Source organism: Polyangium sorediatum (genome assembly GCF_029946465.1).
Taxonomy (GTDB): Bacteria; Myxococcota_A; Polyangia; order Polyangiales; family Polyangiaceae; genus Polyangium; species Polyangium fumosum.
Genome location: NZ_JARZHI010000070.1, coordinates 15,996 through 30,391, shown reverse-complemented (window position 1 = coordinate 30,391; position 14,396 = coordinate 15,996). Strand labels below are relative to the sequence as shown.

Annotated in this window: 12 protein-coding genes; 8 read left to right on the top strand and 4 right to left on the bottom strand. The window is 69.3% G+C overall.

Annotation, left to right across the window (positions count from 1 at the left end; genetic code table 11):
* Window positions 1-29: 29 nt before the first annotated feature.
* Window positions 30-1,544, bottom strand: coding sequence for an HAD-IG family 5'-nucleotidase (locus tag QHF89_RS41140; RefSeq protein ID WP_136971531.1), 1,515 nt, complete (start codon window positions 1,542-1,544; stop codon window positions 30-32).
* 175 nt (window positions 1,545-1,719) lie between these two features.
* Between QHF89_RS41140 and QHF89_RS41135 the strand changes: the two genes are divergently transcribed.
* The 4 genes from QHF89_RS41135 to QHF89_RS41120 are packed head-to-tail and all read left to right on the top strand — an operon-like array spanning window position 1,720 to window position 5,551.
* Window positions 1,720-2,610 (top strand): ferritin-like domain-containing protein, encoded by an 891-nt coding sequence (locus QHF89_RS41135; RefSeq protein ID WP_136971504.1) that lies wholly within the window; start codon window positions 1,720-1,722, stop codon window positions 2,608-2,610.
* Window positions 2,607-3,305 (top strand): ABC transporter ATP-binding protein, encoded by a 699-nt coding sequence (locus tag QHF89_RS41130; protein WP_211365512.1) that lies wholly within the window; start codon window positions 2,607-2,609, stop codon window positions 3,303-3,305. The genes QHF89_RS41135 and QHF89_RS41130 overlap by 4 nt, the downstream gene beginning before the upstream one ends.
* Window positions 3,302-4,693 carry an ABC transporter permease gene (locus tag QHF89_RS41125; protein WP_136971505.1) on the top strand — a complete coding sequence of 464 codons (1,392 nt, stop codon included), beginning with the start codon at window positions 3,302-3,304 and terminating at the stop codon, window positions 4,691-4,693. Before QHF89_RS41130 ends, QHF89_RS41125 begins: the two co-directional genes overlap by 4 nt.
* Window positions 4,694-4,747: 54 nt before the next feature.
* On the top strand, window positions 4,748-5,551 hold the full coding sequence (locus tag QHF89_RS41120; protein ID WP_136971506.1) for a hypothetical protein: 804 nt from the start codon (window positions 4,748-4,750) through the stop codon (window positions 5,549-5,551).
* 21 nt (window positions 5,552-5,572) lie between these two features.
* Here QHF89_RS41120 and QHF89_RS41115 read toward each other — a convergent pair whose 3' ends face one another.
* The gene (locus tag QHF89_RS41115) at window positions 5,573-7,042 is read right to left on the bottom strand and encodes an alpha-amylase family glycosyl hydrolase (RefSeq protein WP_136971507.1); all 1,470 of its coding nucleotides are present in this window, start codon (window positions 7,040-7,042) and stop codon (window positions 5,573-5,575) included.
* 548 nt (window positions 7,043-7,590) lie between these two features.
* Between QHF89_RS41115 and QHF89_RS41110 the strand changes: the two genes are divergently transcribed.
* From QHF89_RS41110 to QHF89_RS41095, 4 genes are all read left to right on the top strand, one after another.
* The gene (locus tag QHF89_RS41110; protein WP_136971508.1) at window positions 7,591-8,127 is read left to right on the top strand and encodes a chalcone isomerase family protein; all 537 of its coding nucleotides are present in this window, start codon (window positions 7,591-7,593) and stop codon (window positions 8,125-8,127) included.
* Window positions 8,128-8,257: 130 nt separating this feature from the next.
* Complete coding sequence (locus tag QHF89_RS41105; RefSeq protein ID WP_136971509.1) at window positions 8,258-9,511, top strand: pyridoxal phosphate-dependent aminotransferase; 1,254 nt, start codon at window positions 8,258-8,260, stop codon at window positions 9,509-9,511.
* A gap of 31 nt (window positions 9,512-9,542) precedes the next feature.
* Entirely contained in the window at window positions 9,543-10,676 is a 1,134-nt protein-coding gene (locus tag QHF89_RS41100; protein WP_136936188.1) for a flavin-containing monooxygenase, read from the top strand.
* A 1-nt stretch (window position 10,677) separates the two neighbouring features.
* Window positions 10,678-11,670, top strand: coding sequence for a Rieske 2Fe-2S domain-containing protein (locus tag QHF89_RS41095; protein WP_136971511.1), 993 nt, complete (start codon window positions 10,678-10,680; stop codon window positions 11,668-11,670).
* Here QHF89_RS41095 and QHF89_RS41090 read toward each other — a convergent pair.
* Entirely contained in the window at window positions 11,667-12,515 is an 849-nt protein-coding gene (locus QHF89_RS41090; RefSeq protein WP_284721598.1) for a hypothetical protein, read from the bottom strand. The genes QHF89_RS41095 and QHF89_RS41090 overlap by 4 nt on opposite strands.
* A 12-nt stretch (window positions 12,516-12,527) precedes the next feature.
* Window positions 12,528-14,381 (bottom strand): vWA domain-containing protein, encoded by a 1,854-nt coding sequence (locus QHF89_RS41085; protein ID WP_284721597.1) that lies wholly within the window; start codon window positions 14,379-14,381, stop codon window positions 12,528-12,530.
* Between the last annotated feature and the right edge of the window lie 15 nt (window positions 14,382-14,396).

The following is a 14,396-nucleotide window of genomic DNA, read 5'->3' as shown; positions in this document are numbered from 1 at the left end:
TCGCGGCGCTTCTCGACAGCCTGCTGGGGTCAGAGCTCGTGCGGCATCAGGTCCCGCGGGCTGCGCCAGTACTGCAGCGGCGAGTACGCCAGCATGTTCGACACGCGTGACGTGTAGATGCAGGCGAACTCCTCGACCTGATCGCCGAAGCTGCTCGGCTCGATCGACTCCTTGAGCAGCGAGCCCCAGTAGGGGTGGAAGCGCTGATCGATCTCGCGCTCGAGCTTCGTCGCCTCCGCGTCCACCGAGCGCAGCATGCCGCGGATCCGCTCCACGGCGCGCTTCGCCCGGCCGCGCTCGGCCTCGTACGAGATGCCGCTCCCGCTTCCGCCCCCGTGCCCGTTCTTCGCCGCCTGCGCCGCGTCCTCGATCTTGCGCGTCAGGTCCTTGTACCGCTGCTGGTAGTACCGGAGCTGATCTTCGAGCTCGTCCCGTCGCTGCTCGAGCTCCGCGCTCTTCTGGTGCTCCTCGCGGCACATCTCGTGCGCGATCACCTCGGCTTCCATCTCCTGGATGATCATCGCCGTGCGCCAGGCCGACTCTTTCTTGGACCTCAAAATGTCGCCGTAGATGTGATCACCGACGTAGAGGATCCGGTCGCCGCCGATGCCGAGGGCGGCTTCGAGGTCGTGCAGGTTGCCGCCCTCGTAGATCACGCCTCGTTCGAGTGGGTACGTCGCGGGGCGAAGGTTCTCTCCGTCCCGCTCGAGCAGCGGCCTGCGCTCCTGGAAGAACGCCGGCTTCTGCGCCGCCACGATGACCAGATCGAAGTAGTGACGGAAGCTCGGGTACTCCGGCATCGCGTCGCCGAGCAGGTACGTCATCATCCGCTCGGTGTACGGCCAGCGCGAGTTCGTCAGCAGAAACAGCCGTTTGCCCGCGGAGCGGAGCTTGTGCAGCGTCGGCGCGAGCAAGGGGTCGCGCTCGATGAACCGCGGCAGATCGGAGAGCACCACGTCCAGGATGGATCCGTCGCGATGCGCCTCGTCGATGCACTCGCGGATGTCCGTGAACAAGGTCGCGTAGTCGAGCTCGATCCGTCGCGCCTCGAACGCCTCCACGATCCCCGTGTAGAGCGCGACCTCGCTCAGCGCGTAGAGCGTGTCGATGAAGTGGTAGCGGCCGGTGTTCGGCTTGACGCGCTTCTGGTGGTAGAGCGAGCGCAGCTCCTCTTTCGTGAGCTCGCGCAGGCCGTGGTAGCCTTTGTGGACCACCTTGAAGCGGTCCATCTTGAGGACGTTCCCGGCCTTCTTGTCGATCAAGAGCCCGCGGATCGGGAAGTCGATGGGCCAGGTGATCCCGCGGAGGACGTCCTCGTCGTAGCCGCGCCTGGCGAGCTTGGGGATCACGGCGTCGATGGACAGCTTGTCCATCTCGACCTGGTTGTAGATCGCCAGGGTGTAGTCCATGTCGAACCCCACCCAGTCGATCCCCGCCATCTTCAGATTGCGGTTGACGAACACCCGCCGCGTGCGCGGGATTCGCGCCGGCGCGGTCGGGGTGAGATGCCCCTCGAACGGTAGAGAGAGCTGTTCGAACGCCACGGGACCCGCAGCCATCCTACCTCATCCGCAGCACATAGGCGCGCCGTCCACGTTGCACGCGTGCGTTCTTGTTCCAGCCCGCTCTTCCTCGCTTGCTCGTCCGCCTTCTCCGTGAGCCCGTGCCCGTTCGGCCTGCGTGCGCTATCGTCCGCCGGCACCTCCGTCCCAGGCAGCGATGACGAAGAACAGGGAGAGCGGCCCGCTGCGGCGCCCCACCTCGTGGTGGCTCGGGATGCTGCGCAAGCGGGCGGAACGGATGTACGAGGAGAAGCTCGATCTCGGGGAGCCCATCGTGTGGACCTCCGAGGCGGAGCGGCAGGCGGCCATCGCCTTCTTCAACGCGGCCTTCCGCGCCGAGGAGTCGGGCTTGCGCCAGGCCCACGAGCTCGCGGACGAGATCGCCACGTGGGATCCCGAGCTCGCCGAGTGCCTGCGCCTCTACGGCGACGAGGAGGGCTGGCACCGCGCGCTGCTCACCGAGTTCCTCGCCTATCTCGGCGGCGAGGTCCGCCCCATGGGCCGCGTCACCGGCACCTTTTACCGCCTCTACGGCCGGGCCAAGCGGATCGAGACGATCGTCCTCACGAACCTGATGTTCGAGACCATCGGCTCGACGACCTACCGCCTCGCCTTGCGCCGCGCGCGCCACCCGGCCGTGCGCCACATGCTGACGATCCTCACGCGCGACGAGTCCTTCCACGTCCCGCTGAACGTCCACTTCCTCCGCGAGACCCTCGCGCGAAACCCCGGCACCTCGCGCCTGCGCCTGCAGGTGATCCACGACGTTCTCTACGTCGCCCTCTTGCTCTCGTCGTACGCGAGCCGCCGCCGGGCCGAGGCCTTCGACCACATCCCGTTCCGCGTCCTCTGCCGCGCCTACGCCGAGCACCTCGCGCGCCTCTTCGTGAAGGAAGACGACCTCCGCCTGCGGCCGCCGCGCCTCCTGCTCTGGCTCTTCGGCTTCACGGACGAAGCGCTCCGCGAGGCCGAGGACACGTCGGCCGTGAGCGTACGCGCCGCGGAGGCCGCCGTGGATCGCGAGCGCGTCGTGGTCTCGGCGTTGTGAACGTCGCGGCCATCCGCACCCGTGGTCTCGGCCGCGTGCACGACGGCGGCCGCGACGCGCGCCGGGCCCTCGTGGACGTGGAGATCGTCATCGAAGAGGGCGAGTTCGTTTGTGTCCTCGGCCCGAGCGGATCGGGCAAGAGCACCCTGCTCGCCGTGATCGGCGGGCTCGATCGTGGCTACGAGGGGCAGGTTGAGCTCTACGGGCAGGACCTCGGCCGCATGAGCGACGCGGCCCTCGCGCGGCTGCGCGGCGAGCGCATCGGCTTCGTCTTCCAGCACTTTCACCTCTTGCATCACCTCACCGTGATCGAGAACGTCACGACGCCCGCGCTCTTCGATCCACGCGGCGACGAACATGCGTGCCTCGCCCGCGCGAAGCAGCTCCTCGAACGGCTCGGCCTCGCCGATCGTGCCGGCGACACGCCTGCGGAGCTCTCGGGCGGGCAGCGACAACGTGTCGCGATCGCGCGCGCGCTCCTCCGCAAGCCCAAGCTCCTCCTCTGCGACGAGCCCACCGGCAACCTCGACGCCGATACGGGCGCGCGCATCATCGAGCTCTTCGAGGAGCTTCACCGCGAAGAGGGCCTCACGATCGTGGCCGTCACGCACGAAGAGCGCCTCGCGCGTGCCGCGACACGCATCCTCCGTCTGAAGGAGGGCCGCGTGGACACCTCGAACGAGGAGCCTGCATGAAGCTCGCTGCCCTGGTCCGCCTCGTGCGCCGCGACCTCGCCCGCGCGCGCCGCGCGCTCGCCGGCAGCGCGTTCGGCATCACCGCGGGCACGGCCACGCTCGTGTTTTTCCTCGCCCTCGGCCTCGGCGTGCGCGCCGTCTTGCTCGGCGAGGTTTTTCCCATCGATCGGATCGAGCTCGAACCACCGAAGGCCAAAGATCCGGGCCTGCTCGGCTTGCTCCTCGGCGGCGGCGGCGAGCCCCCAGGCATCTCCCCCGACGACGTCGCCAAGCTCGGCACGCTCCCCGGCGCCTTGCGGGTCCGCCCCAAGCTCTCGTTCGCTTTCCCCGCGAGCGCGCGTGGCGGCCGCGAGATCATCGGCCACGACGTCGGCGCCGGCGAGCTGCCCGGTGACGGCATCGATCCCGCGCTCGCCGCGAACGACGTGAAGCCTGGCCTCTTCGTGGATCCGCTCGACACGCCCGGGCCCGCCTGCACCGACGACGCCGCCTGCACGGGGGGCGCCTACTGCGAGCGCGCCGCCGATGCCGCGGAGGGCCGTTGCTCCGCGCCCGTGCCCGCGATCGTCAGCCGTTACCTCGTCGAGATCTTCGACAAGAGCATCGCGCCTGCGCACGGCTTTCCCGCCGTCGGCGAGACGCTGCTCGGCCGCGCGCAGGGCATCACCTTCACGATTCGCCTCGGCGAGAGCCTGCTCGGCCGGGCCAAGCAGGGCAGCCCTCGCACCATCAAGGCGCGCATCGTGGGCATCTCGGGCAGCGCCACCGACCTCGGCCTCACGTTCCCGCTCGGCGTCGTGCGCCGCTGGAACCGCGAGTTCGGCGGGCAGCGCGCGGCCGAGCGGTATTCGAGCGCCGTCGTGGAGGCGAGCTCCGGCGCCGAGGTCGCGGGCATCATCGACGCGGGGGCGCGCATGGGTTTGTCTCCGAAGGACACCCGCGCGCGGGATGTAAGCGTCCTCGTCTCCGGCGTGATGGCCTTGCTCTCGCTCGTCGCGGGCATCGTCCTCGTCGTCAGCGCGTCGAGCATCACGCAGACGTTCCGCGCCCTCGTCCTCGAGCGTCGCGGCGAGATCGCCCTCTACCGCGCGGTCGGCGCCACGGCGGGCGAGATCGGCGCGTGGACGGTCTCGCTCGCGGCCGTCGTGGGGTTCTTCGCGGGCGCCGCGGGTCTCCTCGTCGCGCGGATCCTCGCGTTCCTCGCCGACTGGGCCGCGGCCGAGAAGCTCCCGGACTTCCCCTTCAAGCCCGACACCTTTTTCGCGTTTCCCTGGTGGCTCTGGCTCCTCGGAATGGGATTTTCCATTCTGTTTTCGGTCCTCGGCGCCATCGGCCCTGCGCGGGCCGCTGCGAAGGTCGATCCGGCGCGGGCGCTCGCCGGCAGCTAAATCGACGCGACCCCGTCACACTTCACCGCGCCCTGCCGATGAGGGGATAGCACCATGCTTCGATCCCTCTGGCTCCTCCTCCTCGCCTCGATCCTCCTCGTTGCGACCTCGGCCCAGGCCGCCGAGCCGCTCGTCGTCCACGTCGTCGTCCCTCTTTGCTCGAATGAGCAGATCGATTGCGGCAGCAACGTCGCCGGTGATCCCGACCGCCTCGACACGAACCTCTACTGGGGCGCCGCCTTCGGTCATCGCCGCTTCTTCGACCGCAAAAAGAGCGGCTTTTCCCGCGTCGACGTCATGGGCGCCGAGGGCGCGCGCCTCGAACGCGTGGTCTATCGCCGCAACGTCTCGGCCGAGCCGTTTGGCGGCAAACCCGGCGACACGATCGAGCAAATCATCGTCCTCGACGCCTACCACGGCGATTCCATCGACCGCGCCGTCGAGGCGTTTTGGCGCCTCGCCACCCGCGGCGGACGGATTCGTTTCCGCGACGGCGGCAACGAGCGCGACGTGCGCATTTCGGTCGCCGGCTACGCGGGCCACAACCGCCTCATGGATGGCGTGCGCCTCTCGCCGCCGCCGGGCCCCGAGGAGCGCGCCCGCGCCATTCCCTCGTTCGTCCTGGCCTGTGACTCCGAGCCTTATTTCGGCCCCGCCTTGCGCGCCGCCGGGTCGGAGACGTGGCTCATGACGCGCTCCCTCATGGCCCCCGAGGGGTACGTCCTCGACGCTGTCGTCACCGCGATCGGCGAGCACGCGTCCCCCACCACCATTCGTGAGCGCGCCGTCGCCGCGTACGCCAAATGGCAAAAGCTCTCCCACGGCGCCGCAGGCACCATCTTCGCGAAGCCCCAGTAACGACCGCACGCGGATTCGAGGCTATCGATTCCCTTTTTTGACCTCGAACAGATGCGCGCCGTACGCCGGTAGCTCCACGTAGAGCCCGCGCCGATCGTCGAGCAGCTCGTCCCCGCTGCGCCGGTATTCCTCGCCGCCGATGCGATCGACGAGCCGCACGTTCCTCCCCGCGATCCCCGCCAGATCCAGCGTCAGCGTGCAATGTCCGCGGGCCGGGCCGAGGTTCACCACGACGACCACGGCGCTCGCCCGCGCATCCCAGCGATACGCGACGAACGATTCGAAGCTCGTGCTCCCCGGCCCCGCGGCGCGCGGCGAGAGCAGCGCGAAACGGCCGCGCCGGAGGACGTCGAGCTTCATCGCGTCGAGCAGCGCGTGGTGAAACGCGAGGCTCGCCTCGTCCACGCGTTCGTCCGCGCGCCGCGCGAGCTGCACCGGCGCCCGGATCTTCCGTCCTTCGAGTTGCCCGTCGTGGAAAAACCGCATCCCCGGCGTGGTCCCGAGCAGCACCGTGGCCGCCTTGCGCCGATCGGGCGGCAACGCGGACGCGATCCGCGGCTCGTCGTGGTTCTCCAAAAATCGCGCCGAGCGCGCCTGGTAATCGAACGATCCGGAGAGGTGCCCGCGCACCGCGCGCGCCGAGCCGTGCAGGAGCCGGTCGTACATGCTCTTGTCGTACGTGTAATCGAACCCGAGCGTCTGCAGCCGCCATTCGAGGTCCCAGTACGCCTCGGCGAGCAGCACGAACGTCGGATATCGCTCCCGCACGGCGTCGATCGCCTCGGCCCAGAACTCGCCTTCGGCCTCCCGCGTCTCCTCGGCCCGCCGCGCGTGGGCCCACGTCCGCTGAAAGACGTCCGAGAGCACGAGCATCGCCATGTCGCACCGCACGCCGTCGCAACGCGAGGCGACGTCGAGCAGCGCCTCGATCGATGCCTGCCGCGTCTCGGCCGCGCGGAAATCGAGCTGCGCCGTGTCGGTCCACGGCGGGAAATAAGGGTCCTTCCCGCAGGCGATCTGCCCGTTCGCCTCCCGCACGAAGAGCTCCGGCCGCTCTGTGATCCAATGGTGATCCCGCGCCAGATGATTCGGCACGAAATCGAGCAGGAGCCCGATTCCACGCGCCCGGAGCTTCTCCCGCAGCACGGCGAGCGCCGCGTCCCCGCCGAGCGAGGGATCGACCGCGTACCGCGCCACCGCGAACGGCGAGCCGATCACGTCCGCCTGCCCGAGATCGGGCAAGGCCCGCTCGTATTCGGCGCGGAGCGACGGCATCTCCCGTGCGATCTTCGGCCCCACCTCGCCGAGGGTCCACACGCCCATCAGGTACACGTAATCGAAGCCGAGCCGCGCGAGCCGATCGAGCTCCTCGTCGGGCACGTCCGCGAGCGTGACGCGCGCGCCCTTCACGCGGCCAAGATCGTAGAGCCACATGCGCGCGAAGATTTCGTAGAGGGCCGGGCTGTGGACGCTCGTATCACCAAGGATCATCGGTTCCTCCCCCGAGCAGGGACGCCATTTCCTGCGCGACCTCCGCCGGGACATACCCCTCTTCGTCGAGGGCGCGCCGCGCATGATAAGCCTTCATCGACCGGGCGAACCCCTCGCGCTCGATACTCCGCGCCCTTCGCCGCGTCGCGTCGTCGAGCGGCACGTGTTCTGCGCACCGGCGGCGGAGGTCGACGCGCGGGGTTCGACGCCCAGGGCGGCGAGCGCTTCGCTGAGCGAGCGCGCGAAGGCCTCGATACGCCGCACGTCCAGCACGCAGCCGCGCCACGCCGTCGTGCTCGATGGTCACCACGCGGCAAACCTACCAGCACACTGCACACGCCCCTCGATTCCCACGAGGTTTTTCCTCGCCAGGACCTTTGACGCATCCCGTCACGAACATCCTTGGAAATTCGTCGCTTGACGATGCGTGGCTTCTCATGGTTTCACGTCAAACGAAGGCCGTGGGTCATTCCGGCAGCCCGCGCACGCGTTTTCGCGGGCCGGGGCGGTCATGAAAGCCACCACCCCCATCGGCGGAGGTCAGCGCGATGCAACTTCGTAGGCGACAGCTTCCCCTCTTCCTCTCGATCCTCGCGGCTCTCTTCCTGTTCGGCGGCAGCGCCTTCGCCGAGGACTGGAAACTCACGGGCTCCGGGATCCGGGTCAAGACCGTGGTCCTCGTCGACGTGAACGTCTACCAGATCTCGCACTTCATCAAGGGCGCGGTCGAGAAGTCGAAGAAGGCCGTGATCGACGCGGACATCGACAAGAAGTTCGAGTGGTCGATGAAGCGCGACGTGGATCACGAGAAGGTCGTGCAGACGCTGCGCGACGCGTTCGCGATGAACGGCTACGCGGACAAGGGCAAGATCGACAAGTTCCTCGCCGCCTTCTCCCGCGAGCTCAAGGAGAACTCCAAGATCACGATCGTGTACGACGCCGCGAAGAAGGCCACGACGGTCTCCGTGGGCGGCGGCGGCAGCGCGACGGTCGACGGCGTCGACTTCATGAAGGGCGTTTGGGCCATCTGGTTCGGCAAGATCGACCAGCCGAAGCTCGGCGACGCGCTCATCAGCAAGCTGTGAACGAAGACGCGGCGCCCTCGGGTCCGCGCAAAGAGGCCGGCTGCTCGTCACGACAAGCGACGACGCCGGCCTTCGTTTTTCCCGACCTCCTTGCCCGCCGCGGCCCCCGGCGACAAGCTCCGCGCCTCGCATGGCCCGCGCCCCCCTTCCACGCTCAGGGCTACGCTCGGACGAGCCGAGCTGCGCCCCGAACCCCTTCACCCAGCGAACCGACTGGGATCGCACCGAAAATCCGCTGACCACGCTGCTCGCCGCCGCCGCGCGCGCGGGTCGCGAGCTCACCGACCTCACGGAGTCGAACCCCACGCGCGCCGGGATCGTCGACACCGAGCCGCTCGTCGGGCTGCTCGGCCATCCCCGCGGCGCGACGTACGCGCCGATCTCGCTCGGCCACCCGAAGGCCCGCGCGGCCGTCGCCGCCTCCTTCCACGAGCGCGGCCTGCCTGCCCGCGAGGATCGTGTCGTCCTCAGCGCGAGCACCAGCGAGGCGTACACGTGGCTCTTCAAGCTGCTCTGCGAGCGCGGCGATCGGGTGCTCGTCCCGGCGCCCTCGTACCCGCTCTTCGAGTTCCTCGCGCGGCTCGAAGACGTCGAGCTCGCCATGTACCCGCTCGTCCGCGAGGAGGGGTTTCGTATCGATCTCGGCGCGCTCGATCGTGCTGCCGAAGAAGCGCAGGGCCACGCGCGCGCGATCGTCCTCGTGCACCCGAACAACCCCACGGGCACGTTCGTGCGTCGCGACGACGCGGCCGAGGTCGGGAGGATCGCCGCGCGTCACGGCATGGCGCTCATCGTGGACGAGGTCTTCGCCGAGTATCCGCACGGCGCGCTGCCCGCGGATCGGCTCCCGAGCTTCGCGGGCGAGCGCGAGGCGCTCACGTTCGTGCTCGGCGGCCTCTCGAAGAGCCTGCTCCTCCCGCAATGCAAGCTCGGCTGGACGCTCGTCTACGGCCCCGACGCGCTTTGCGACGAGGCGATCGCGCGGCTCGAGCTCATCGCGGATACCTACCTCTCGGCCTCGACGCCGGTCCAGCTCGCGCTCCCGGAGCTGCTCGCTGCGCGCGCCTCGGTGCAAGGGCCCGTCCGCGCGCGGACCGCGGAAAACCTCGCGGCGCTCGACCGCGCGCTCGTGGCCGCGGGGGAGGACGCCGCGGTCCGGCGCCTGCCCACGGACGGCGGCTGGTACGCGATCCTCGAAGTGCCGCGGACGCGCGACGAGGATGCCTGGGTCGAAATGCTCGTGCGAGAGCACGGCATCGTCGTGCATCCGGGGTATTTCTTCGACATGGAGCGCGAGGGGTTTCTCGTGGTCAGCCTGCTGCCGCGCCCCGAGGTCTTCGCGCGGGCGATCGAGATCGTCGTCACGTCCGTCGCGAAAGGTTGAGCGCCGCGACGGATCGCCTAGGATGCGCCGCATGCGCGAAGAGACCGAGGTCATCGTCGTCGGCGCCGGTCCGTCGGGGCTCTCCGTCGGGGCGTGCTTGCGGTCCCGCGGCATCCCCTTCGAGATCCTCGAGCGATCGACCGAGGTCGGATCGTCCTGGCGGAACCATTACGAGCGGCTGCACCTGCACACCATGCAGCGCTTCTCGTCATTGCCAGGCATGCCCTGGCCTGCCGGCACGCCGACCTACCCGTCGCGGGCGCAGATGGTCGCGTACCTCGACGCCTACGCGCGCGACTTCGAATTGACGCCGCTCTTCGGTGAGGATGTCCGCTCGGCGCGGCGCGAGGACGGGGGATTCGTCCTTCGCACCGAGGCGAACGAGTACCGGACGCGCGCGCTCGTGGTGGCGACGGGATACAACCGCGTCCCCAACGTCCCGACCTGGCCGGGCGACGCCTCGTTCGGCGGGCCGATCCTGCACAGCTCCCGCTACAAGAACGGCGATCCTTGGCGCGGAAAGAGGGTCCTCGTCGTGGGCGCGGGCAACTCGGGCGCGGAGATCGCGCTCGACCTCTGGGAACACGGCGCCAAGCCTGCGCTCTCGGTCCGCGGCCCCGTGCACGTCGTGCCGCGTGATTTGACGGGCGTCCCGTCGCAGCTCACCTCGCTCTTCTTGTTCTCGCGCCTGCCGCCCAAGGTCGCCGACGCCATCTCGCTTTTTGCCCTCGATCGGATGCTCGGGGACCTCACGCCGTACGGCTTCACGCGCCCCAAGCTCGGCCCGATCTCGCAGGTCGTCCTCGAAAAGCGCATCCCGCTCATCGACGTGGGCACGCTGGAGCTCGTCAAGCAAGGGCAGATCGACGTGGTGAAGGACGTGCGCTCCTTCGACCCTGGCGAGGTGCACTTCGTCGACGGGACCACGCGCCCCTTCGACGCTGTCGTGCTCGCCACGGGGTATCGGACCGGGATCTCCGAGTATTTCGAGGACGCGGAGGGTTGGCTCGACGAACGGGGCTATCCGCGTTATTTCGGTGAGCCGGTGCCGGGGGCGCCGGGGCTCTTTTTCATCGGCTTCCGGAACCCGCTCACCGGCGCGCTGCACGACATCGCGATCGAGGCCGAGCGTGTCGCGGAGCACCTCGCGGGGGAGAGACGTTGAAATGGCCGAGTTCGATCACTGGCACCCGGTGCTCTTCGCCGACGCGCTCGGCTCGAAGCCCGCGCCCGTCCGCGTCTGTGATCACGAACTCGTCCTGTTTCGCGCCTCGAATGGGAAGGCGAGCCTCGGCGCGCTCGCCGACGTGTGTCCGCACCGCGGCATGCGCCTCAGCGAGGGGCGCGTGGAGGGCGGGCGGCTGGTTTGTCCCTACCATGGATGGTCGTTCGCGCCGGACGGCGAGGGAAAGTGCCCGGCCACGCCCGCGGCGCGCCCCTGCGCCGATGCTTTCGACGTCGTCGAGCGATTCGGCCTGATCTGGATCAAGCGCCGCGGATCTCCGGTCGTGTTCCCAACGATCGACGTGAGCGGTTATCACCTCATCGGCAAGACGCGGCACCGGGCGGAGGCGCCGCTCGAGGTCACGCTCGACAATTTCATCGAGGTCGAGCACACGCCCGAGGTCCACGCGCTGCTCGGTTATCCACGCGAGCGCATGGAGGAGGTCACGTGCGAGGTGACGAGCACGGACACGAGCGTTCGTGTCGTCAACGAAGGCCCGCAAAAGGCGCTCCCGCGGCCGCTGTATTCGCTGCTCCAGATCGAGCCCGGGGATACCTTCGTGGACGACTGGACCACGTGGTTCTCGCCGGTCTACACGGTCTACGACCAATACTGGTTCGACCCGGCGACGCGGCAGCGGCGGCCGAATGCCCTGCGGATCGTGGTCTTCTTCGTGCCCGTCACGGCGGAACGGACGGACATCTTCGCGCTCTCGTACGCGCTCGCGGCGCCGTGGGAGCGGTACGGGCTCAATGCCTTCACGTACCTCCTGACGCGCGCGTTCGTGGTGATGGAGCTGCGGCGCGACGTCACGCTCCTCGGAAAACTCGCGGACAAACGGCCCGAGCTCCGCGGCCGGACGTTGAGCCGCTTCGACAAACCGCTCGGGCTCGCGCGAAAGCGCATGGAGACGATCTACCGCGGCCGCAGCTAGACCGCCCGGTGCGCGCGCTTCACCTCGTCGGCCGCTTCGAGCGCTGCTTCCATCTCCTGCACGAGCTCGTCGGCGGCCGCCTGCTCCTTCGCCGCCTGCTCCTCCCGCATCGAGGCTTCGAGCCGCGCCGAGGTTTTTCGTAGCGCCTCGGCGACCCGCTTTCCTTCCGCCGATCCCGGGTCCACGCGCCGCTCGCGGAGCGACCGGATCGCCGCGTCCACCGCGGGCGCGAGCGGCGCCGCCAGCACCGGATCGGCGCGCCGGAGCTGATCCTTCACCCCACGCGCGAGCGAAAGCATCTGCCCCGCGGGCGAGGCGTCCCGCTTCTTTTTCCACGTCCACGCGGCGAATCCGACGACCGCCGCGATCATCACGCCCGCGCCCGCCTGCACATACGGCATCACGCCGGGCGCGACCTCCACCACGGGCGGCGGCGGCAGGACCGCCGTGATCCCCTCGCCGACGAGCGAGCCCTTGAACTCCTCCCAGCCCATGAGCCGCTTTTGCAGCGCGATTCGCTTGTTCACGACGAGGCACGGCGCCTCGACGCCCGCCGCCGCGCACGCCTCTGCGCCCGAGCCCGTCGCGACGAGCTCCGCCTCGTGCGCGTCCACGTTTCGTTTCGTCAGGTGAAACCCGCCCGCCTCCACCTCCACGAGCCCCACCGGATCGACCGACGCGCCCCCGGGCGCCTCCTTCGGCCAGGTCGTCGTGGCCGCGTCGAGGATCGAGCCGTCGTGCTTCCACGTGTAGAACCCGCGCAGGGTGATGGTTTGTCCCGCCGCCACGTCCACGTGCACGGCGGGCTTGTCGAGCGGGATCCTGAGGACGATCGGATCGGACATGTCCGTATCAGCCTAACGCAGGTGCGAGCGGCTCGCGGTCTCGAGCAGCATGGCGAAGAGGAGCGGATCCCCCATGCCCGTGCTCTGCGCCGCGTGCTCGCGCATGCGGGCGAGGCGATCGGCGTCCTTCAAGAAGAGCGGCTCTTCGAGCGTCTTCGCCGCCTCGCGCAGGATCGTCTCGCGCTCGGTGAGCAGGCTGATCGCGTACTGCTTGTCGCCCCCCGCGACGTTCTGTGCTGCGCGCGCGAGCGTCTCGCCTGCGGCGAAGCCCTGGATCGTACGGGCCACGGAGCCGTCGATCGTCGCCCCGCTCGCCGCGTCGGAGTCGGCCCACTCGATGTCGACCGGGAACTCCTCCGTCACGTTTTTCTTGGAAATGCGGTCCTTGTACTTGAGCTCGACCAGCGCGAGTTGCCCCTTGCCCACGCCGGCGCCCGCGCGGAGCTGGAAGAGCAGCGCGTGGCTATCGCCCGCGGCGAAGGCCGGGATGAAGAAGCGCATGCCGCCCTCGTTGTCCTCCTTGCGGTCCTGCTTGATGTTGTCGCGCTTCGCCGCCTGCTCGTCCGCCGCGACCTCTTGCGCCCGCACGCGTTGCGCCTCGGCCTCCGAGAGGCGGCGCGAGCCGTAGACCTTCAGCAGATCAAAGCCCTTCTTCAGGCGCACGCGGACCTCGACGGCCGTCGCCGCCGGATCGAGGCGCTTGTCGAGCTCGGTGCCGAGCGCCGGGGCGATCTGCGCCGCGTCGCGCAGGTAATAATAGCCGCCCGCGCCGTCCTCGGCGATCGCGCTCATGAGCGCGCCATCGTAATCGGCGCCGAGGCCGAACGTGCTCGTTTGAATGCCCTTCTGGAAGGCGTCGAGCGCGAGCTTCGAGATGCCATTCGCCGACTTGATCCCGCTGTTCGCGCGACCGTCGGAGAGCAGAAGCACGACCTTCACCGCATCCTCGGGGATGCTCTTCGTCTCGGCCTGCGCATACCCGAGTTCGAGACCGCTCGAAATGTTGGTGCCGCCGCCTTCCTTGATCTCGGCGATGACCTTCTTGATGGCCTCGCGGCGCGCGCCGACGGGGCCGTCGGGGATCTTCACCTCGGCGTCGGTCGAGAACGTCACGAGGGAAAAGTCGTCGCTCGGGGCGAGCTTGTCGACGAGCGCGCTCGCGGCCTCGCGGGCCTGCTTGATCGATTCGCCTTGCATCGAGCCGCTCACGTCGAGGACGAGGTGCACGGAGAGGTGCGGGCGCTCGGCGGGTTTGTCGGGGCTCGATTTCAGCGTGAGCCGGAGGTGGAACGGGCTGCCCGAGGGCGGGAGCTTTCCGCGTTCGAGGCCGGCCTGGATGCCGAGCGCCTTGCCCTTCGGGACCTCGAAGCCCGTGACGTAGCGGGCGCCGACGTCCGAGACGAGCTCGCGCTCGCCCGGGGGGATGATGCCGCGCGCGACGGCGGACTCGAACGCGGCGAGGTGGCCGCCGCCGGGACGGTATGTCGTGGCAAACCGGCCGTTCGGGTCGATCGTGGGCGCGTCATTCGCGGCGGGCGGGATCAGCGCCTGGGTCGGGGCGGGCGGCGGGGCGGCGCCGCCGCCGCCGGCTTTGGCCTTCTCCGCGGCGGCTGGGGCATCCCCCGGCGCGCGGGTCATGTCGCCGCCGCGGACGTCGTACTTGCCCGCCTGCGCTTCCTGCTTGCCGTCGTTGGCCAGGAAGCCCTGCTCACCTTTGGCCCGGGTGTTCGCCTCGTCGGGAGGCGCCAGCGCGGGCGCTTCCTCGTTGCTCGGGGCTGCCTTCGTGCACCCGCCGCCGCCGAGGACGCTCGCCAGGCAGAGGCTTCCGAGGATCATCGAGGTACCGCTCTTCGACATGCGCGACATGGTCATATCCCTCAG

Bases quoted from the DNA above. Each gene is read 5' to 3' on its own strand.
- QHF89_RS41135 (WP_136971504.1), top strand. From the start codon at position 1,720: ATGACGAAGAACAGGGAGAGCGGCCCGCTGCGGCGCCCCACCTCGTGG.
- QHF89_RS41125 (WP_136971505.1), top strand. From the start codon at position 3,302: ATGAAGCTCGCTGCCCTGGTCCGCCTCGTGCGCCGCGACCTCGCCCGC.
- QHF89_RS41120 (WP_136971506.1), top strand. From the start codon at position 4,748: ATGCTTCGATCCCTCTGGCTCCTCCTCCTCGCCTCGATCCTCCTCGTT.
- QHF89_RS41115 (WP_136971507.1), bottom strand. From the start codon at position 7,042: ATGATCCTTGGTGATACGAGCGTCCACAGCCCGGCCCTCTACGAAATC.
- QHF89_RS41110 (WP_136971508.1), top strand. From the start codon at position 7,591: ATGCAACTTCGTAGGCGACAGCTTCCCCTCTTCCTCTCGATCCTCGCG.
- QHF89_RS41105 (WP_136971509.1), top strand. From the start codon at position 8,258: ATGGCCCGCGCCCCCCTTCCACGCTCAGGGCTACGCTCGGACGAGCCG.
- QHF89_RS41100 (WP_136936188.1), top strand. From the start codon at position 9,543: ATGCGCGAAGAGACCGAGGTCATCGTCGTCGGCGCCGGTCCGTCGGGG.
- QHF89_RS41095 (WP_136971511.1), top strand. From the start codon at position 10,678: ATGGCCGAGTTCGATCACTGGCACCCGGTGCTCTTCGCCGACGCGCTC.
- QHF89_RS41090 (WP_284721598.1), bottom strand. From the start codon at position 12,515: ATGTCCGATCCGATCGTCCTCAGGATCCCGCTCGACAAGCCCGCCGTG.
- QHF89_RS41085 (WP_284721597.1), bottom strand. From the start codon at position 14,381: ATGTCGCGCATGTCGAAGAGCGGTACCTCGATGATCCTCGGAAGCCTC.